15 protein-coding genes, 1 rRNA gene and 2 riboswitches are annotated in these 20,294 nt (G+C 43.4%); of the genes, 2 read left to right on the top strand and 14 right to left on the bottom strand.

Features of this window, described 5'->3' with window-relative positions; genetic code table 11:
* From EKQ44_RS21020 to EKQ44_RS20995, 6 genes are all read right to left on the bottom strand, one after another.
* Nucleotides 1-94, bottom strand: a 16S ribosomal RNA gene (locus EKQ44_RS21020); the annotation flags it as partial.
* Between the two features lie 481 nt (nt 95-575).
* A complete protein-coding gene (locus tag EKQ44_RS21015) occupies nt 576-1,901 on the bottom strand; it encodes an NCS2 family permease (protein WP_237665461.1) in 1,326 nt (441 codons plus the stop codon).
* 131 nt (nt 1,902-2,032) lie between these two features.
* Nucleotides 2,033-2,134, bottom strand: a riboswitch (purine riboswitch).
* Between the two features lie 154 nt (nt 2,135-2,288).
* Nucleotides 2,289-3,809 (bottom strand): glutamine-hydrolyzing GMP synthase, encoded by a 1,521-nt coding sequence (gene guaA, locus EKQ44_RS21010; protein WP_237665463.1) that lies wholly within the window; start codon nt 3,807-3,809, stop codon nt 2,289-2,291.
* 749 nt (nt 3,810-4,558) lie between these two features.
* Nucleotides 4,559-4,660, bottom strand: a riboswitch (purine riboswitch).
* A 40-nt stretch (nt 4,661-4,700) separates the two neighbouring features.
* Entirely contained in the window at nt 4,701-6,914 is a 2,214-nt protein-coding gene (locus tag EKQ44_RS21005; protein ID WP_237665460.1) for a transglutaminase TgpA family protein, read from the bottom strand.
* Nucleotides 6,915-6,916: 2 nt separating this feature from the next.
* Nucleotides 6,917-8,131, bottom strand: coding sequence for a DUF58 domain-containing protein (locus EKQ44_RS21000; RefSeq protein ID WP_237665459.1), 1,215 nt, complete (start codon nt 8,129-8,131; stop codon nt 6,917-6,919).
* Nucleotides 8,131-9,084, bottom strand: coding sequence for an AAA family ATPase (locus EKQ44_RS20995; protein ID WP_237665458.1), 954 nt, complete (start codon nt 9,082-9,084; stop codon nt 8,131-8,133). The genes EKQ44_RS21000 and EKQ44_RS20995 overlap by 1 nt, the downstream gene beginning before the upstream one ends.
* A gap of 382 nt (nt 9,085-9,466) precedes the next feature.
* Between EKQ44_RS20995 and EKQ44_RS20990 the strand changes: the two genes are divergently transcribed.
* Nucleotides 9,467-10,156 carry a Na-translocating system protein MpsC family protein gene (locus EKQ44_RS20990; RefSeq protein WP_237665457.1) on the top strand — a complete coding sequence of 230 codons (690 nt, stop codon included), beginning with the start codon at nt 9,467-9,469 and terminating at the stop codon, nt 10,154-10,156.
* 176 nt (nt 10,157-10,332) lie between these two features.
* Nucleotides 10,333-10,734: an anti-sigma regulatory factor gene (locus EKQ44_RS20985; RefSeq protein WP_237665456.1), complete on the top strand. Its 402-nt coding sequence runs from the start codon at nt 10,333-10,335 to the stop codon at nt 10,732-10,734.
* A gap of 262 nt (nt 10,735-10,996) precedes the next feature.
* On the opposite strand, the gene EKQ44_RS20980 is transcribed toward EKQ44_RS20985, so the two are convergent.
* From EKQ44_RS20980 to EKQ44_RS20940, 8 genes are all read right to left on the bottom strand, one after another.
* Entirely contained in the window at nt 10,997-11,365 is a 369-nt protein-coding gene (locus EKQ44_RS20980) for a VOC family protein (RefSeq protein ID WP_237665455.1), read from the bottom strand.
* A gap of 125 nt (nt 11,366-11,490) precedes the next feature.
* Nucleotides 11,491-11,790 (bottom strand): hypothetical protein, encoded by a 300-nt coding sequence (locus tag EKQ44_RS20975; protein WP_237665454.1) that lies wholly within the window; start codon nt 11,788-11,790, stop codon nt 11,491-11,493.
* A 174-nt stretch (nt 11,791-11,964) separates the two neighbouring features.
* Nucleotides 11,965-14,541, bottom strand: coding sequence for an FtsX-like permease family protein (locus EKQ44_RS20970; RefSeq protein ID WP_237665453.1), 2,577 nt, complete (start codon nt 14,539-14,541; stop codon nt 11,965-11,967).
* A complete protein-coding gene (locus EKQ44_RS20965) occupies nt 14,538-15,221 on the bottom strand; it encodes an ABC transporter ATP-binding protein (RefSeq protein WP_237665452.1) in 684 nt (227 codons plus the stop codon). The genes EKQ44_RS20970 and EKQ44_RS20965 overlap by 4 nt, the downstream gene beginning before the upstream one ends.
* 135 nt (nt 15,222-15,356) lie before the next feature.
* Nucleotides 15,357-16,364, bottom strand: a complete 1,008-nt coding sequence (locus EKQ44_RS20960) for a sensor histidine kinase (protein WP_237665451.1) — start codon at nt 16,362-16,364, stop codon at nt 15,357-15,359.
* A 1-nt stretch (nt 16,365) separates the two neighbouring features.
* Nucleotides 16,366-17,052 (bottom strand): response regulator transcription factor, encoded by a 687-nt coding sequence (locus EKQ44_RS20955; RefSeq protein ID WP_237665450.1) that lies wholly within the window; start codon nt 17,050-17,052, stop codon nt 16,366-16,368.
* A gap of 264 nt (nt 17,053-17,316) precedes the next feature.
* Nucleotides 17,317-18,564, bottom strand: coding sequence for a hypothetical protein (locus EKQ44_RS21610; protein ID WP_331254682.1), 1,248 nt, complete (start codon nt 18,562-18,564; stop codon nt 17,317-17,319).
* Nucleotides 18,565-19,180: 616 nt separating this feature from the next.
* Nucleotides 19,181-19,705: a hypothetical protein gene (locus EKQ44_RS20940; RefSeq protein ID WP_237665449.1), complete on the bottom strand. Its 525-nt coding sequence runs from the start codon at nt 19,703-19,705 to the stop codon at nt 19,181-19,183.
* Nucleotides 19,706-20,294 lie beyond the last annotated feature (589 nt).

The following is a 20,294-nucleotide window of genomic DNA, read 5'->3' as shown; positions in this document are numbered from 1 at the left end:
TTTCAAAAGCAAGCTTTTAAAAGGTCCGCTCGACTTGCATGTATTAGGCACGCCGCCAGCGTTCGTCCTGAGCCAGGATCAAACTCTCCAATAAAGAGTCTGAGCTTTTGCTCAAAATTTGCTAGCTTGTGTTACTTAAAATCATTTTGCCGATTCCGTAGAACCGACGTTATGACGCTGTTGTTTTGTTTAGTTTTCAAAGATCATTTTCTGTCGCTCCGTGGCGACTTAATTACTATACCATGCTGTTCGTTTTTCGTCAACATGTTTTTTAAGTTTTTGTTGCGAACATTACAGCGAACTAACAATTCGTGTTTTGCAGCAACGAATAATAATATACCACGGCAGACCAAATTAGGTCAACTACTTTTTTAATATAATTTTAAGTTTGTAGTTTAAGAGTGAACTCCTTCTATATAATAATGTATCCTTCCTTCAATAACTGTTGTCTTTCTTTTTATTATTTACTTACTAATCCTGTACCACCTCCACAATCGATTAAACATTTTCTTTTCTCCTAAAGAAAAATCCCTGCTCACTTCCAGCGGGGACATTCCAATAAATCTTCTATTAATCTATTCAATTAAGAATACAAAATAAAGGATGAAGATGACGAATAGTGCATACATGATTGGATGGATTTCTTTTGCTCTCCCTTTCATGATCATCGTGATCGGGTAGAAGATGAATCCTACTGCGATACCTGTTGCGATGCTGTAAGTCAATGGCATTGCAATTACTGTCAAGAACGCTGGTACTGCAATCTCGAATTTGTTCCAATCAATTTTACCTAAAGCTGATACCATCAGCACCCCTACAATGATGAGGGCTGGTGCAGTAACCGGTTCTGTGATGACAGATAACAACGGGAAGAATACCAGTGACAATAGGAACAATCCAGCTGTTACAACAGATGCGAACCCTGTTCTCCCTCCAGCAGCAACACCGGAAGATGATTCAATGTAAGAAGTAGTAGTGGAAGTTCCAAGCGTCGCTCCCGCCACTGTTGCTGCAGAGTCTGCGAATAGTGCTTTGTTTGCACGTGGAAGCTTGTTGTCTTTCATGAAGCCTGCTTGGTTCGCTACAGCTACAAGCGTTCCGGCTGTGTCAAAGAAGTCTACAAATAAGAATGTAAGGATAACGACAAGCATTTGGATGGTGAAAATATCCCCGAGGTGTGTAAATGCCGCTCCAAATGTTGGCTCCAGACTCGGAACAGAACCAACCACCTGCGAAGGTCTATCGATAAGGCCAAATAGCATACCTACCACTGCCGTAATGACAATCCCGAAGAAGATACCGCCTTTTAAGCCTCTTACCATAAGAATAACCGTGATTACTAGACCAAAAATTGCAAGTAATGTATTACCGTTTGTCAAATCTCCAAGTGCTACAAGTACCACTTCGTCCCCGACGATGACGCCGGCATTTTGAAAACCGATGAACGTAATGAAAAGTCCAATCCCTGCTCCAACGGCATATTTAAGTTCTGCCGGGATAGCGTTGATGATTTTTTCACGAATGCCGAATAGAGTTAAGAAGATAAAGATGATACCGGAAACCAATACCCCTGCTAGAGCCGTTTGCCACGGGATACCCATGCCAAGAACTACAGAATAAGCGAAGAAGGCATTAAGTCCCATACCCGGCGCAAGTGCGATTGGGTATTTTGCATAGAGACCCATGATCAAACAGCCAATTGCTGCCGATAGTGCTGTGGCAGTAAAGATTGCACCTTGGTCCATGCGAAGTGCATCTGGATAATCCCCAACACTAGCCAAGGAAAGCATTAGCGGATTTACGACTAGTATATATGCCATTGCCAGGAATGTCGTTAGTCCCGCGATGGATTCTGTTTTATAGCTTGTACCGTGTTTGTCAAACTCAAAATAATTCTTCATGCCAAAATCCTCCTCAAGATAATTCGTACAAACAAGAAAACGCCCCCGGCATAAACCAGGAGCGTGAACCGAGAACTTCCGAGGATAGGAAAAGGCGAGAACATCCAACTGAACAAACGGATGAATATATCACTTAGTTCCTATTACCTCGTAGTCAAGCCGTTTACGGTAGCCTGGTAGAAACTTTTGGGCCATATTCCCAAATTTATACGAGATTTGAACTATATAATTAAGATAATTTCTGTTCTTATCTTACCAAGCCCTCCTGTTTTCGTCAACAATAAAAACGAACATTCGACAATTATTTTTCTTCCAATGTTCGCCTTTTAACAAAAAGAGCTGACTGGAAGCACTCCAGTCAGCTCTAAATGATTACTTTACGCTATTCTATTCCCACTCAATCGTTGCAGGTGGCTTGGAAGTAATGTCATACACGACGCGGTTGATGTGGTCCACTTCGTTTACGATACGAGTGGAGATCACTTCAAGCACATCCCATGGGATACGTGCCCAGTCGGAAGTCATTCCGTCGATGGATGTTACGGCACGGATACCGATTGTGTAATCGTATGTGCGTTGGTCTCCCATTACCCCTACACTGCGGATGTCAGGAAGTACGGTGAAGTATTGCCAGATGTCACGGTCAAGTCCCGCTTTTTTGATCTCTTCACGAAGGATGTGATCAGACTCGCGAACGATCTCCAGTTTCTCATCAGAGATCTCGCCAAGTACACGAATACCAAGACCTGGGCCCGGGAACGGTTGACGCCAAACGATTTCGTCCGGAATACCTAGCTCTGTACCCAATGCACGAACCTCATCCTTGAACAATGTGTTCAACGGCTCAATTAGTTGGAATTGCATGTCCTCAGGTAGTCCGCCCACGTTGTGGTGGGATTTGATCGTTTGTGCAGTTGCCGTGCCGCTCTCGATGATATCTGTGTAAAGGGTACCTTGTGCAAGGTAGTCGATTCCTTCTAGCTTGGAAGCCTCGTCGTCAAACACATAGATGAATTCGTTTCCGATGATTTTGCGTTTAAGTTCAGGGTCGGATACACCTTTTAGTTTGTTTAAGAAACGATCTTTCGCGTCCACTTTGATGACATTCATGTTGAAGCCTTCACTGAAAGTTTTCATGACCGCATCTGCTTCATTTTTACGAAGCAAGCCGTGGTCTACGAAAATACATGTCAGTTGGTCACCGATTGCTTTGTGGATCAGAACCGCTACAACGGAAGAGTCCACTCCGCCACTTAGCGCGCAAAGTACTTTTTTGTCGCCGACAACGTCACGGATCTTTTGCATTTCGATTTCAAGGAAGTTCTCGATTGTCCAGCTGTCTGTGCAGCCGCAAACGTTATAAACGAAGTTTCTTAACAGGTCGTTTCCGTATACAGAGTGACGTACTTCTGGATGGAATTGAACGCCGTACATTTTCTTTTCTTCATTGCTGATTCCAGCGATTGGACATGCAGGGCTTGTCAAATCGATCGCAAAGTCTTCTGGCTCTGAAACAACTAAGTCCCCATGGCTCATCCATACGACTTGTTGTTCTGGAATCTCTTGATACAATGCGGATTGGTTGGATACAGTAGCAAGCGCTTTTCCATATTCGCGGTGGCTTGCTTTTTCCACCACTCCACCAAAGTGCATCGTCATTAATTGCATACCATAGCAAATACCTAGGACAGGAATGCCAAGTTCAAAGATTTCTTCGTCACAGCGGAAGGAATTTTCCCCGTATACGCTGTTCGGTCCGCCGGAAAGGATGATGCCTTTTGGGTTCATCTTTTTGATTTCTTCTGCTGTAATCGTATGTGGATGAAGCTCACTGTAGACTCCGAACTCACGGATACGACGAGTAATTAATTGGTTATATTGACTGCCGAAGTCGAGGACTACGACCATTTGTTGGATACCTTCCACCCGAATTCACCTCATAGATATAATTTATTTTCGGAGCATATCATTCCGTTTATTTTGACCTATAAAAGGAAATATATGCCTTTACTTCTTATGTGTTTTAAAAAGAAGGGTAGTCTGTTTAACTCCTGTAGATTCTCGTTCCAGGTGTTCGCTCCTCAGCTTTGGCATGGCCATTGAAAAAGTAAATTATTTTAGTGATCTGTTTCTTACCGCTGTTGTTTTCCGCAAACGACTTCGCTTTCCACGGGGCGACCTTGAGCCTCCTCAGGCTCGCCCTGCCGGGTCTCAAGATTGTCGCTATCCCCCGTAGGAGTCTTCGCCTATTGCTCCAATCAACAACTAGAAATCATTTTAGTAAATAAGTTATTGGTTTTCAGTGGCCTTGCTACGCCTGCGGGGTCTCACCAAAACGCTACCTCCCGCTGGAGTCTCACACCTTGCACTTTGATCTGCAGGTGGAGTCACTGTTATGCACCGCTATTGATTTCCGCACTAGGCTTCGCTTTCCGCGGGGCGCTCGGTGAGCCTCCTCAGCTTCGCTTGCGGGGTCTCACCAAAGCGCTACCTCCCGCAGGAGTCTTCGCCTATTGCTCCAATCAACAGCTAGGAACATACTCTCAACAAAAACACCCTTAAAACACAAAAAAACTAGAATCTTCCCCTCATATATACATAAGAAGGCAGAATTCTAGTTTACGAGAGGGCGCTGAAGGATTCATGGCGCCCTGCCATGTAAAAAGAACTGCCTTCATAGTCGGGTAGTTGACGGCAACCCGGTAGAGACTCTCGAACCATATTATCGAGGATATATGAAGCCAATAATTAGATTACTTGATTTAATTGTCCTTATTCTATCAACCAAGTCAGGACAGGTCAAGATGATGTCTTTTTAATTAAATTTTCCCATAATTCCACCGATTTCTCCCATTCTTGTTCGGAGGAATCACCGCGATAGAGGACACGCTCGTAATTGGCTGTGAGCACTCCCATCTCACTTGTGCTGTAATAGTCATCAATATACTTGGCATACTCCCTTAATGTTTGCCCCTCTTTTCGGGTGTGACCAACTGCATGCAGCTGTCTCAGCAATGCAGGATAGGCCTTGTTGAAGGTCCCTTCCTCCCGTTTGCCTTTGTAGCGCAAGATATACACGTATGGAATCCACTTGTTACGGCCAAAGAACAGTACCAAACCTGTTGTCAAAAATCCAACAACGAATAACAGCGCAGGCTTCCAGGACACCGTGAAATTCAATGGTCCGCCACCATCGGAACCGGACGCACCAGCTGCATCTTCATCTTCACCTGGGTCAAGTTCCGGTCGATCTGGATTTTCGGTTTCCGGTCTTTCTGGTTGTTCCATGTTTTCGTCTTCGCCATTTTCTCCCGTATTTTCCTCAGCGGATTGGTATACAAAACGGTATGGATTGGAGAAACCGCTTGTTGGTTCATATGTTACCCAGCCGACTTCCGGGTAGTACACTTCCACCCAGGAGTGGGCGTTATTATTGGTCACTTCGAAGATCCGTGTGGAACGGTCGGTAACATCGACAAACTCCCCTTGTGTGTATCCTTTTACCCAGCGTGCTGGAATATCGACCGCACGCAACAGGGCGACCATGGAAGTGGAGAAGTTGTCACAATATCCTTGCATCGTCTCAAACAGGAATTGATCTACATAATCCTGATTTCCGGTCGGAACGGCCACATCTGTTGTTTCATAGACAAAATCGTTATTCCGGAAGTATCTTTCCACCGCATTGACCTTATCAAAGCGACTTGGGAAGGATGCGGTGATTTCCTCGGCCAGCTCCACCACTCTGTCTGGCAGGGAATCGGGCAATTGCGTGTAACGCTCGATAAACTCCTCATCACTTTCCTCGCCCGTTCCAGGTTCCGCGCCTTTCAACGCTTCTATATAGTATCTAGGGAACTCATAGTTCACCTGGTATTCTTCGAGCTCCAGTGGCTCACCGTCGCCGTCCACTGTTGTGATTTTTTCTGTACTATCATGGAGCCTGTAGAAGGCATCTTCCGCCTGTATTTCTTTCAGGCCTAGCGGGTAATTGATATGCGGGTAGGTTTTTTCCATCGACAATGTTGCAGTTAACGCGTCTGTTTCTACCGCATCGCTCATCCAGGAAACTTGGTCATTCACACCTTGACCGAGTTCCACTCGATTCCCATCGGAGGAATCCCAGCCTTTCCCGGTATAGATGTCTTTTGTTTCCACACGCCAATAATGGGTACGCGTTAGCTCTGCCTGAAACACCACACTGTCATCCGGGACAAATGGTCCACCAAGGCGCGAATCATTTTCCCCGTAGCCGATCTTTCGCACACCATTGCCGACACCAGGGCCATCTCCATTTCCAAAGCTTGTCAAAAATGGCACTGGATCCGGCCAGATCGGTGCCGCTTTTGGTGATAGATACCCCACTGTCGCTGATAACAGGATGAATAGGATCAACGGGATCCCCCATCCAAACAGAAGCTTACTGTTTCGATAGATGCCTTCTCGTTCTTTCAATCGTTCCAAATGGACAAATCCAACAATGCCGAGTCCGACAATGATCAAGCGGACGATGGCTCCGTCCCCTTGATAGGGAGTGAAGGTATCAAGGATGGCGACATAAGTGATGGTGAAAATGACAAACAAAAGCATCTGCTTCCGGTACAGGATCCAATAGATGACAAGGTAGCTCACAAGCCATAATAGCATGAACAGAAGGATGCTCCTGAACATGCCGGTCATCGCCATCCAATCGGCCGCCCAAATAATGTTGGTATTATATTTCAAATCATTCCAAAGATAAGAGAACCAGCTTTTGCTCAGAAACCTGCCATCCATATAGATGATATGAATGAAGTAAAACATGAACCCCAGATGAACAAAAAAGCTCAATAAAGGGATGATCTGCAAGAAGGAAAGGGCAAATGATAGGAGCAAGAATACGACAAATATATATAGATTGGCAGTATCGGTGACATCCTTTAAGGGAAGAATCCACTCCAACAGCAGAACAAAACCGAATACATGCATCAGAAAAGCATAACCGTTGCGCTGATAAGGGTTTGACTTCGCCATGATTAACTCACCTCACTTATGACATCAGCCGCAGGTTTACTCGGGTAAATCGTCTTCACAAAAATATTACGGCGCTTTAATAGGTCCATACAGGCCAACTCTTCTTTTGTCACGCGGACTCCTACATCCTTTGTGAGATGCACTTCTAAATGAAGATGCCGGGAAGAGAGCTTTTCGAGACTTTCGGCCATTCCTTTTGTAAGCTTCCCTGTAAGGAAAACGAAGGTCACCGTCGGCTGGAATTTCCCTATCTCCATTTCTATCACTTTGGAAAAATCCCGTTTGCAATTCGGTTGGATTTTTGCCAGATGATAATAGATTCCCGCAAATTGCTCCTCGCCGCTCCGCAAGGAAAAGATGGATCTGTCTTCCCCAACCGACACAAGGCCGACCTGTGAACCATATTTAAGGATCGCCTTTGTTAAGGCAGCACTATAACTGACCACACTTTCAAAAGAAGCTGATTGAGAACGGTCAAGAAACAGCATGACATCGTGCGATTGTTGCTGTTCAAATTCTTTTGTCATTATATCGTTACGGCGCGCACTCGCCTTCCAATCAATCCAGGAAAAGCGATCGCCAGGCTGATACTCCCTGACCCCGACCGTCATGGACGTATCACGCACCATTTTCATCCTGGAGGAGGTGGAACCCTGATCAAACTTATTCTCATGCTGCCTGTAAGTCATCTCCACATAGTTTGGATAAACAAGGAAATGGCGGTCCAGCTCTATCACTCTCTCTTTTTCCACAAGCCCGAGGAAATCGCCTGTCACAAGACGGATCCCCGTCAACGTATGCTCCCCACGCGGAAGGCGATCGAGCGCATATTGAATGGTGACGGTGCTTTTAAACCAAGGAAATAAGATCCGTTTGGCCTGCTTTGTTTGCTGACAGAATAATAGATTGTTCGGCAACACTTCCTCCACTAGAAGGAAAGCGAGCGGAACCGGCACGGTACGCCTTAGTGTAATCGTTCCGACAAGGCGGTCCCCCGCCCGATATTTCTCCTGATTGATGGTCCTTGTCACTTCGAAATCTTGAAGCGGATAGATCATAACCAAAAAAGCATACAACGCAAAAGGCAAGAAACTGATAAACAGGAACCAGCTGACAAAGCCCCCTTGGAACATGGCATACACAAAAGTGATCACTACAAGCAGCAGAAAGGAAATCAACTTCCAGACTTTTTTGGCTTTCTGAAAAAATACCTTCATTATCTGCTCATCGACCTTTGTACAGGGACCGGCGTTCGGTCAATGACCTTTTTGACCACTTGCTCGGCTGTCATCCCTTCAAATTTCGCTTCCGATTTCAAAATGATCCTGTGTGGCAATACGTATGGAGCCAAGTATTGAATATCATCCGGCAATACATAATCCCTGCCATGGCTGAATGCATAAGCTTGTGCTGCCTTCATCAATGCAACCGAACCACGAGGGCTAGCCCCAAGGTAGACGGATTGATGCGTGCGGGTGCGGTTGACCATATCCACAATATACTCCTTGACCGTCACATCCACATGCACGCCCTTCACTTGCCTCTGCATTTCCTGAAGTTCCTCTGACGTAATGACGGATTGTAGCTCATTGATCGGTTGCTTCTTTTCCGTGCTATGTAAAATATTCACTTCATCCTGAGGCGATGGGTACCCCATGTTCATTTTGAATAGGAAACGGTCCAGCTGCGCCTCCGGTAATGGATAGGTTCCTTCATATTCAATCGGATTCTGTGTCGCCATGACAAAGAATGGACTACCTAGAGAAAGCGTATTCCCGTCCACCGTCACACTGCCCTCTTCCATTCCCTCCAGCAAGGCCGCCTGCGTTTTCGGAGATGTACGATTTATTTCATCGGCAAGTACGATGTTCCCCATGATTGGCCCTGGCCTGAATTCAAACTTCAATTCCTTAGGGTTGTAGATGGAGCTTCCCGTCACATCGGATGGCAAAAGGTCAGGAGTAAACTGGATGCGCTTGAAATTTGCACCTACCGACTTTGCCAAAGAACGGACCATCAATGTCTTCCCCACTCCCGGCACATCCTCGAGCAATACGTGGCCCCCCGCAAGCAATGCGACAATGCTAAGTTCTGCGACATGCTCCTTCCCAATCATGACATTTCCAATATTATCTAATATACGCTTGACCTGAAGCTGTGAAGTTTCCATGAATTGTACCCCCTAGATACTCTATGTTTAAAGATTTTTTATCGACAATTTTCTTCTACCTAACCTACACTATATTCTCTTTTTTGGCATAAAAATCCTTTAATGAATGGGTTAATAGTTTCAATTTTCCCTATTTATAGAATAACAAAAAAAAGAGAGCGTTGGATACTAATCGTACTCAGGGAAATTTATGAAGAGGTTTTTGATTAAAAAACCAATATCAAGAAGGTTTTTTGTCATTTGTGTAGAATTATATACTTAAAGAGGGTTTAACTATTAAATGTACCCCATATTTTTCACGGGTAAACTTATTCAATTTCAACAACCCTTAATATTGATAGAGAGCTTGGGAATAAAACCTTGTTCTTAAAGGGATGAGTCGATGGAAGTTAAAGTGCAGCAGTCAGAATTATCAAGCGAAATTGGAAGATTACTCAGAAAGCATTTTGGAAAAGGACCTGAGTCGATTTTCGTCACCATTGCTTCACCCTATGTCATCATCTATCTGCGTCAATTCCTATCTCCCATAGAAAATATGTTGCTAGAAGACGACCACACGCTGACGGTCGAGGAAATACGTGATAAAATGATGCGTAAATTAAATAATAAAATTATAGAAATCATTCATTCCGTCACCGGACTACCAATCAAAGAATTTTACTATGACTGGTCGTTCCAAAACGGATCTGGCCTTTTGGTCGGAGTCGAAGAAAAGGCAGAGAAGTTTTTTGAATACAATTACCCCAATCGATGTGAAGTAGAGACCCTCGTCGCCAAAATCAGTGCAGAAGCAGAGAAACATCCGGATGTTACATACTCTCATATGCTGAATGAACGAACTTTTGTTGTTATCAGAGAAGGAATTCTCGTAAAAATAGAAGAACAACTCATTGAACTAGGGTTTGAAGAAGCATTAACACTTGCCAAAAGGAAACTGGAGAAAAAACTACTATTCCAAGACAAAGCATTATTTCAGTATCACCTACAAAAAGATATTACAGAGATTTTTGTAAGCTGGGACTTCACCCTTGACAAGAGCATCATCGTATTCATCTTGTCCCCAAAAAAATAATAATTGGCAGTAATGAGCTAGGCATGGAACTAGACGTAAGCCAAAGAGAAGGCGGTAATAAACCTACCCTCTCTTTGGCTTTTTTTATTAAGTTCTATTTACCCCTAAAAAGCAATTACGGGAAGCTTACCTCTCCGCTTATGGCAAATCAGCTTTACCCTAGGAGGGATAAAACGATGGAAAGTAAACACCAACTCACCATCAAAGACGAGAAAGATATAATCATAGTCAGAAGACTTGGACGCGAAATTGCCATTAGTCTTGGATTCAGCTATATAGATCAGGTCCGAATCACCACCGCCATCTCCGAGCTCGCACGAAATGTCATCAAATATGCCGGGGCAGGGACCATTTCCATTGAGGTAATACATAAGTATACCCCTGGCTTAAGTGTGGTAGTAAGTGATAACGGACCAGGCATCACCAGTATCGGCAAAGCAATGGAAGACGGCTACTCCACCTCCAACAGCCTTGGTGCAGGTTTACCTGGGGTAAAAAGGATGATGGACGAGTTTTTAATCGATTCCGTGTTGGAACAAGGAACGAGAATCGAGGTGGTAAAATGGTTGAGGGCGTAGTAGGGACAGGTTCCTCGACCCATTTCCACCTACATTCACCCCTATACATTTCTCTTCCACTCAAAGGAAACACATATCCTCCATTAATCATTTTTTTGCTATACTATGCAAAAATAGTCGATATTTATCGCTATAAGTCTAGCCCCATTATAACAAGACCGCAATTTAATTTAATCAAACGTTGGTTTAAAAATTACTATATTAAAAGCAATCACCTAGTTTTCACTGGGCATGTGCCAAAGGAATTTTTCATGTCATAAAATTATAGCCACTCCAAAAACTCCAACCTGTTTCCAAATGGATCACTCACATAAATTCTATTGGCCCCTGGCAAATTGTCATCCACACTGTACTCCACTCCATAGGAGCTCAAATGTCTTTTCAACTCTTCCAATACGTGTACTTCAAAGGCAGGATGCGCTTTTTTAGCCGGTGAAAAAGGTTCTTCCACCCCTAAGTGAAGATGCACCGCTCCTAAAGTAAACCAAGCACCGCCCCTATTTCGAAGTGGCTCCGGCTTTTCCACTTCCACAAAGCCTAAAATATCACGATAAAATCTGCGTGCTTTCTCCTCGAGACCCTTTGGCATCGCAAGCTGAACATGGTCAATTTTGTTGATGGTAATTGACATGAAAACCCCTCCTGAGTTGTTAGAATATACTTCCATCTTACTCAAGAGGGGTCATAATAGAAATGACTGTTATTTTATGAAGACCTATAAGCTTTTCTTATTATTGGAGTTGAGTGCTGAGTGATTCAAGATACTTCTTCATCACGGTCCTCTATCTTTACATGGCGAGCAGATAAATAAAATGCCCCCAGTGCTGTCAGGACTCCTGCACCGAACAGGATGCTCCCTATGATCACAAAGTTATTGGTATGCGTTTCGACTATCCTTTCATAGTTGCTTGTATCGGCCATGCCGCCGACGCTTTGCAACCATGAATCACCTATTGCGGTACCAAACGTCACACTAAGAAACATCAATCCTAAACCAATTATCACCAGAAGTGTGGTGATGATTTTTAATTGCTTAATATGTTCGTAGGTCATCATTACTCCCTCCTCTATAAAACTTTTATCTTACTAGATTTACGTAGCAAAAAAGGAAAAGTTTCCAAAAGTTAAAAGTGATGCCCTGTGCACCACCTTTCACTCGTTATTCTTGAATAATCCCTAAAATCCTTCTCTGCAAAAAAAAGAGCCGGTTTAACCGACTCACATGATATCTTATATATTCTCTTGTTTCAATCCGTCGATGATGTTTTCTTTCTTGATTTTGGATATGGAATAGAGCATGGCCGAGCTGACGATGATGAAGATGGCAGCTACCACGAAAAGGATATCCAGCCACGGCAGGGTAAAGCCGTATTGGAATGTTTCGTTTACAGAACGATGTATCAGATACATGACAACGATACTGATTGGCAAGCCAAATAACAGGGCATTCACTCCGTAGAAGATGCTTTCGTAATTGATCATTTTGTTAAAGCCTTTCGGGGTCATTCCGACCGACTTCAGCATCGCAAATTCTCTTTTTCGTAAGGAAATGCTCGTAGAGATGGTATTAAAGATATTGGCAATGGAAATCAAGGAAATCAAAGCGATGAATCCATAGGTAAATACCGATAAGAACATGATCATTTGTTGGTCCCGCTCTCTGTCTTGAAAGACGTTATATATATACATAGAAGAGGGAACGACTTCTTCGAGTGCTTCTTGCGTCTTCATGGGATCACTGCTATTCATGTAAAGGTATGATTGCACCTCATTACGCGCCTTGTCATGGAGTATGGCATCCAAGGTTTCCAAGGGTACCACTATATCCAAGCCGCCAATCCTTGCTGTATTGGTTCCCATAGGGAGTTCATCTGTCAGTGCACCGACTTCAAGTTCTGCAAGCATGGTATGCTCGTTTGTTTCATAATCGGTATATTGAAGCTCGAATCCCTCACCGGTTTTGGTGTTGATCGATTTTGTTTCCACAAACTTGGATGCTTCGTAATCCTGGAAAGATATTTTTTCAATAATAATGGCCTTCGGTTCTTCTAAATCCTGGTAGGTTTTTGGGTCCGTACCGACTTTAGCCGCATACTCTTGAAAACTACTTTCACTCAACCCATATACATTGACGTAGTATGGATATTTGCCATCTGGAAGTTCGATATTCTCTTTTTCGATAACAGCGATCAATTCTTTGGTGAATTTATCTTTCTCCATTAATGATGTTAACTGGACCGTCTTTTGGAGACTATAACCCGTTACACCTTCTGTATGAACCAAGGATTCAAGCTCGGAAATATCTCCGTTGCTTCCTGAGACTAAAATATCAAAATCGGTTCCAGCCTGTGACATTTCCACCGATCTGCTCAAATTATTCGTAAAAAACGATACAGATAAGAAAAGGATGATACTGATGACGAGTGAAAAGAGTGTTGCATAGTATCTTTTTTTGTTCCTTTTTACATTTTTCAGTCCGATTTCCGCTTCCAAGCCGAAAATTTTTCTGACTAGCTTGGAGGTTTTGACCGCTTTGCCTGTGAGCTTAATATCCTGTGTCTGACGAATCGCATCAATGGCTGAGACTTTGGATGCTTTACGGGCCGGCATGTATGTGGAAACAAAAATGGTGGCACTTGAGATCAAGCAGGCAATCAGGACGGAAGCCGGCGTGACCACTACTTCAAGCTTTTCTGTTGCTCCCAATGCATCCGCAATGAAGGTGTTGATGAACATAAAGGTGAATGCAATTCCTACAAGGCCCGCCAAGACACCAATCGGGATACTGATCACCCCAATGACGGCCCCTTCGAAAAAGACCGAATTGCGCTTTTGTTTCTTGGTCGCCCCCACGCTTGAAAGCATCCCTAAATGCCTTGCTCGTTCTGACACACTGATCGCAAATGCGTTATATATCAGTGATACCGATCCGATGATGATGACAGCAATGATGATGCCCGCCAAGGAATACATGGTCGTATGCAGGTTATCATTATCTGTGAGGCCATAATATCGTAGCAGTTCATCGTTGAAACCCACCCCAACTATATCGTTTTGCTCAGCAAGCTGTTGTGCCTGTTTAAATAATGATCCATTCAGTTTATTTACAACCACAATGGCATCGACACTCGCCGTTAAATTTTCTTTATCAATATAGTTGATCACTGTGTAGCCAGGTGCCCAGGGCTGCTCCCAAGAGGGCCTTTCAATGGTACCTACAACGGTGTATGTTGCTGTTGTATGAATTTCCAAGTTTTCAAGATATCCCTCTTCCCCCCTCTGAACCGAATAGTTCTGCAGCAAGGGTTCTGGTTCACCTTCCATTATGCGATTCCCGATTTCAACGGTCATTTCATCGCCGATTTCATAGTGAATCCCTGTGTCTTTCGCTATATGCTCCGAGACGACCACTTCGTTCGTTGCTTCAGGAAGGCGTCCACTGCTTAACTCAATTGGAAATTGTTCCAAGCCCTCCTCATTGTATCCTTTAAAAAAGAGATAGGGCTTATCTGTCACCTCATCTCCATCTAATTTCGCATAGCCAACATCGCTTGCGAGGATCAAAGTTTTTGTATTCTCATCTTCTCCGATAGCTTTTATCTGATCGCTGGTGACGTTTTTATATTGAACATGCCACTCCCCATTATCTACGATGGACTGTCTTTTCAAAAGATCCAGAAAAGAGACTCCAAGCGTTGCGACAGCCATCACCATCGCAACCGAGATGATCACCCCTATGATGGTCACAAGTGTCCTTCTTTTATTTTTCTTCAGATGCCTCAATGTCAGTTTATTGACGATGTTCATGGACGGATCACCTCATCCTTGGCGACTTTTCCATCATTGATTTCAATCACACGGTCAGCCTGCAGGGCAATCCTTTCATCGTGTGTTATGACGATAAGGGTCTGATTATAGGTTTTATTGAACATTTTCAGAAGTTCCATGATCTCGCTACTATTTTTGCTGTCGAGGTTCCCTGTTGGCTCATCCGCTAGAATGATCGCCGGATTGCTGATCAGTGCCCTGCCGATCGATACACGTTGCTGCTGTCCACCGGAAAGCTGATTCGGCAAGTGATTCAGACGATGGTCCAAGCCAAGGGTGGACGCGATGTCATGGAATTGCTTCTGGTCCACTTTCTGTTCATCCAAGAGCAATGGCAGTGTCATATTCTCTTCCACTGTCAAAATCGGAATCAGATTATAGAACTGATAGATTAATCCGATCTGCCTGCGTCTGAAAATCGCCAGCTGTGTTTCATTCAATTGATAAATATCCGTGTTATCAACCAGCACCTTCCCACTTGATGGTCTGTCCACACCACCCAGTAAATGAAGCAGTGTGGATTTGCCGGATCCGGATGGCCCGATGATCGCGACAAACTCTCCTTTTTTAACCGAAAACGATACATCGTCCAAAGCCTTTACCGCTGTATCTCCAGTCCCATAAACCTTAGACAGATTTTCTATTTGTAAAATGCTCATAGCATTCCCTCCATATCTTTAAATGTAACCTTAGTATATCTGCCTAAGATGACTATAAAGTGACTTTCATTGTGACAGTTTAGTCACTTAAGGGGACAGATCCATGTCCCACAGGACGAACCTCTCCCCTTTATGTCAGGTACGCGACTTGTTATAAAACTTAATATGAAACTCTGTCCCTTTTCCTTGATCGGTTCTGACCTCGATATCCCCCTGCTGGCTGGTGATGATGCTGTATGCCATAGCAAGCCCGATTCCAACGCTGTCCTCCCCTGCATTTTTCCCTTTATAAAAACGCCTGAAAATATAGGGCAGATCCTCCTTGGGAATTCCATGTCCATTATCCTTTACCTTTATTTCTGTATAAAGGGGGTTTTCAGAGAATGAAATGGAAACTTCGCCGCCTTCTGAAGTATGCTCCACACAGTTTTTCAGAATATTGATCAATGCCTCTGCTGTCCAGTGATTATCTCCTGTAAAAGTGACAGAGTCGTCCCCTTCCACTAATAAGGTCTGTTCCTTGATATCCATTGGAATCAACACCGACTGAACTGCCCTTTCTATAAGCGTCCTTACTGAAACTTTGTCTTTTTTAAAGATAACAGTGCCAGCATCAATTTTGGACAATTTTAAAAGGGAAGACACAAGCCATTCGATTCTTTCCAATTGCACACGGATATTCTGGGTGAATTCAGCCCGCTTCGATTCTTCCAGCTCATTATCGCTGAGCAAATCGGCCATGACCATCATGGAGGTAAGCGGGGTTTTCAATTGATGCGAGATATCGGAGATCGCATTGGTCAATTTGACTTTATCCTGTTCCAAATAGGAACTCTGCTCTGAGAGCATCAGGGTGACTTTATAGATATCGCTTTTTAAAATGCTCAGTTCTCCTTCATGATTGTCACGGACATCCAATTCATAATCACCATTGCTGATACGGCGTAAATATCCAGAAAGTTTTCCAATTTCACGGTACCTCCACTTGGTGAAAACCAAACTGCAAGCAATAAGTAGCACGGAAGTTATTAGAACAAGCATTGCTGCAGATATGGACAGAAAAAAAGCCGCTGCCCCGCTGACCACAGCGCCGATCAAGATCATGATGCCTACATATAGTTGGATTTCTCTGTTACGACACATCTCAATTACCTGCCTTGTAGCCCATGCCACGCACGGTCCGGATGATCACAGGGCTCTGGGGGTTGTCCTCGAGCTTTTCCCGTAAACGCTTGATATACACTGTGAGCGTATTGTCATTGACAAAATCCCCTGCCACATCCCATATCCGGTCAAGAAGCTGAGCCCTCGTCAGTACCTGCCCGATATGGTTGGCAAATATCATCAACAATCGGTATTCCAACGCGGTCAGCAGGACCTCTTCCCCGTTTTTGAATACTTTGGCCTCCAACGTGTTAATGCGGATATTCTCGATATCTATGTAGCTTTTCGCCTGTTCAGGTTGCTTATGGTAGCGCCGTAAGACGGACTTGATCCGGGATAGCAGCTCACGGACCCTGAATGGCTTCGTAATATAATCGTCCGCTCCCATATCAAGCCCCATCACCACATTCACCTCATCATCAAGGGCCGTAAGAAAAATCACCGGTTTGTCCCCAAGCTTCTTCACCTGTTCGCAAAGGTCATAGCCGCTTCCATCAGGCAAAGACAAATCAAATAAACATAAATCTATCTCATTAAGCCTTTCAGCTATCGCCGACTCAGCCGACTTCACATCATGACAAAGAATCGTCTCATAACCCTCCTGCCGAAGCGAATACTCCAGGCCCGCAGCGATCGTCCTATCGTCCTCCACCAACAACACTCTCATGTTTCAACACCCTAACTATAAGCCTTTTCTTCTATCATATTTTATCTCTTCCCTTGCGTCAAAAACGGGTTGAAGACATGCAATAGAAAAAGCCACATGTGATATTGCATGTGTCCTAGACTGTAGACAAACTATAAATTAGTTAGGTTAACACTCGAAACAGTTGATCCCGTTGCAGGAGCTTCGCTTTCCGCGGGCGGTCCGGAAGCCTCCTCGGGCTACACACTGAGACATGTGATATTGCATGTGTCTGCCTTTGTATAGTTAATCTTGATTCAATGGTGCCACCCCAAGGGCAAGTTGGTTCCAGAGGATACTTTCGACACGCTCTTTCTGGTAGTTTTCACATTCCACGACAAGGATGACTTCTGAATTTTTCCCCCTTAATGTCCTTTGTTTCTTTTTTATCACCTTTTTAATAAATAAATCTAGTAGAAAACCTAAAACAAATCCACTAGTAGCACCTATCAACCCCCAAATGATAGGGCCCCACTCCAATATAAACCCTCTGCTTGCCCCGACAGTCGAAAAGAGAAAAGCTAGTATCATGCCTTTTGATATCAGGGAAGTTCCGTCCGACTGATGGAGGTTATCGAGGATTTTCCGTTCTTCTGTCCTGTTGTTTAAAGGTAGGGCCAGGATATTTGTAATACCTTGTTCCTCTAAATCCGTAATCGCTAATTCTAGATAGGTTGAATGTTCAAAAGTAGCAAAAATTTGCATGATGTCCACCTTATCTGCTTTCTTCATTTTGAATTTAAAATGTTGGTAATCTCTTCTTAAATATTTGTTTTGCTCATCTTCAAATAATTTATTGTTTTCAACGGTACTTACGTAAGAATCATAAACGGAAAAAAAGTAAAAGGAGGGGATAAAAAGCAGCCATTGTGGATTCAATACCTCATTTGATTTGGCAAGGTCCCCATTTATTAAATTAATGAGCGCCTCCAGAAAATGTGAATAGTACATAAAGATAGCTGTCCATACAAGCGTGAAACCGGCTAGGATAATCCTGTGAGCATAAAGTTGCCCTATGCTGGGGATGGTCATACCCCAAAGGATAGCCATGATTGGATTTCTTTTATCCAGATAGTTTATCTCAAAAGCACCTATTGAAAATGAATTAAATGGTGCATCTTCCCTCTTGGCAAGTGTGTATATTTTATTCAAATCAACCGTCGTCCGGTAACTATCCCATATTGCAAAAAGATATACTGGAATATACATCAATACCATGCTTAAATCCAACACTTCCTTTGCCGCATCAAAGTTACCTGTAAATGAATACATGATGGCTAGATTAAGGCTTGATACCTGGTTGATATATATCTCCCATAAGAATAATGCAAACCCTCTGAAGTATTTATTCAAGAGGAAGTGGCCAAAGCCCGGAAATGCAACGGACCACATGGCAACAGTCCATGGATTCCTATAGTGGATCTGGGTCGTTCCAAAGATACTTATATGAGCCTTGTAACGCCGCGCCTTATTTGTACTTTGGAAATTATCCATGGTCTTCCCCCAGTAAAACTTAATATGTCAGTATTATTTACTTTTACTTTTTAATTATCCCGAAGGCATGCGGGCAACTTTATAAAAAATTTATATAATAAAAAGGCGATGCATAGTTTGCACCACCTTGTTCATTTCTTCTTATTCAGTCCATAACGAGCTATCAATTTTTCCCTGAATCTTTTCAAAAGCCTCCTACAATAAAAAAAGTCTCTAATTGTTTTTGCCTGTTTTATTTGTTGCCTAATGTAGAAATATTCTTCAAATTCTTCGTCGGTCAATGGGCAGTTACGCTTGCGAAAGGGGATGATGTCTCCCATCTGGATTACCTCTGAACCAGTATATGCAGGGATGGACGTCATGTTTTCACATTTATTCATTGAGACCTAGTTGCTGATTTTGGATTTATCCGCTACTTTTTCGTTTTATCCGCTAAGTCAAACAATAACCAGCATCTAATCTAATCTAATCATACTTCCCCAGATCACCTATCAATATTCTGCTATACTATGCAAAAATAGTCGATATTACTCGATGCAATTTCAAGCCCGCCATTCCAATAAAAAAATCCAGCTTAATCGAACGTTTGTTTAAAAAATTGCTATTCATTTCATTCCTATTCTATTTCTTCTATTTCCACCTCTAACCTATACTCATCCGCCAATTCCGTGAACAAGACTTCGTGCTCCTCAGAAATGGCTCCATACTCTTCGTAGAGCTTGTCTCCTTTTTCCAACAAGCTTTCGTCCCCATTGTAAAAGCCTTCTGCATAGGTTGAATAGGCTTCCAACAGTTTCTTATGAGCTTCGATCAGCTTATCATGTGATGATTGCAGCGGCTCCAATGTAAGCACGATCGCCTCTGTGTCTGCTACTACTTTTTCAAGTGCAGGAATGGTCGTCTCGACTAAGAATGCGTGAGCTCTATCCAAGTCCTCTTCTCCGAACACAAATTCATCTGCAGCGACCTCCGCATCCGCAGCGGCTTGGATGACTGGGTTACTGGCCTCAATATAGGATATGATTTCGTCTTGCGCATCTGCCTGTTCATTTATCTTATCCACCAATTCACTACAAGCGGTCAACACGCTTCCTACAACCAATAAACACACCACTAACACTATCGTTTTTGCTATTTTCATATTTTTCCATCTCCTTCTTTTCTCATATTAGCAGGGATTCTTTAGAAGGTATAGATATTTTTATTAACCGGAAAAAGGGAATTTCAGGGCAAAAACATGGGGTCCTTTTAAGATAAGTTGTTTAATCTCTCCACTGTTATTTTTGGGGCGCAAAAAAAGGACCTGTCATGATTGGAACGCGATATTGAAAGAGAGTGGAGAAAACGCGTGTCATAGAGGTGCAATGGAACGCGAAAATGTATGCGTGCGGAGAAAACGAGTGTCATAGCGACCCAATGAAACACGAAAATGAAAGAGAGCAGGGAAAACGCGTGTCATAGCTATCCAATGGAACGCGAAAATGTATGCGTGCGGGGAAAACGCGTGTCATAGCAATCCAATGAAACACGAAAATGAAAGAGAGCAGGGAAAACGCGTGTCATAGCGACCCAATGAAACACAAAAATAAAACCGAGCAGGAAAAACGCGTGTCATAGCGGTCCAATGAAACACAAAAATGAAAGAGAGCAGCGAAAACGCGTGTCATAGCGACCCAATGAAACACGAAAATGAAACCGAGCAGGGAAAACGCGTGTCATAGCGACCCAAT

It is taken from the genome of Sutcliffiella horikoshii, from assembly GCF_021991925.1.
In the GTDB taxonomy this organism is placed as follows: domain Bacteria; phylum Bacillota; class Bacilli; order Bacillales; family Bacillaceae_I; genus Sutcliffiella_A; species Sutcliffiella_A horikoshii_F.
This window is presented reverse-complemented; position numbering and strand designations above follow the sequence as displayed.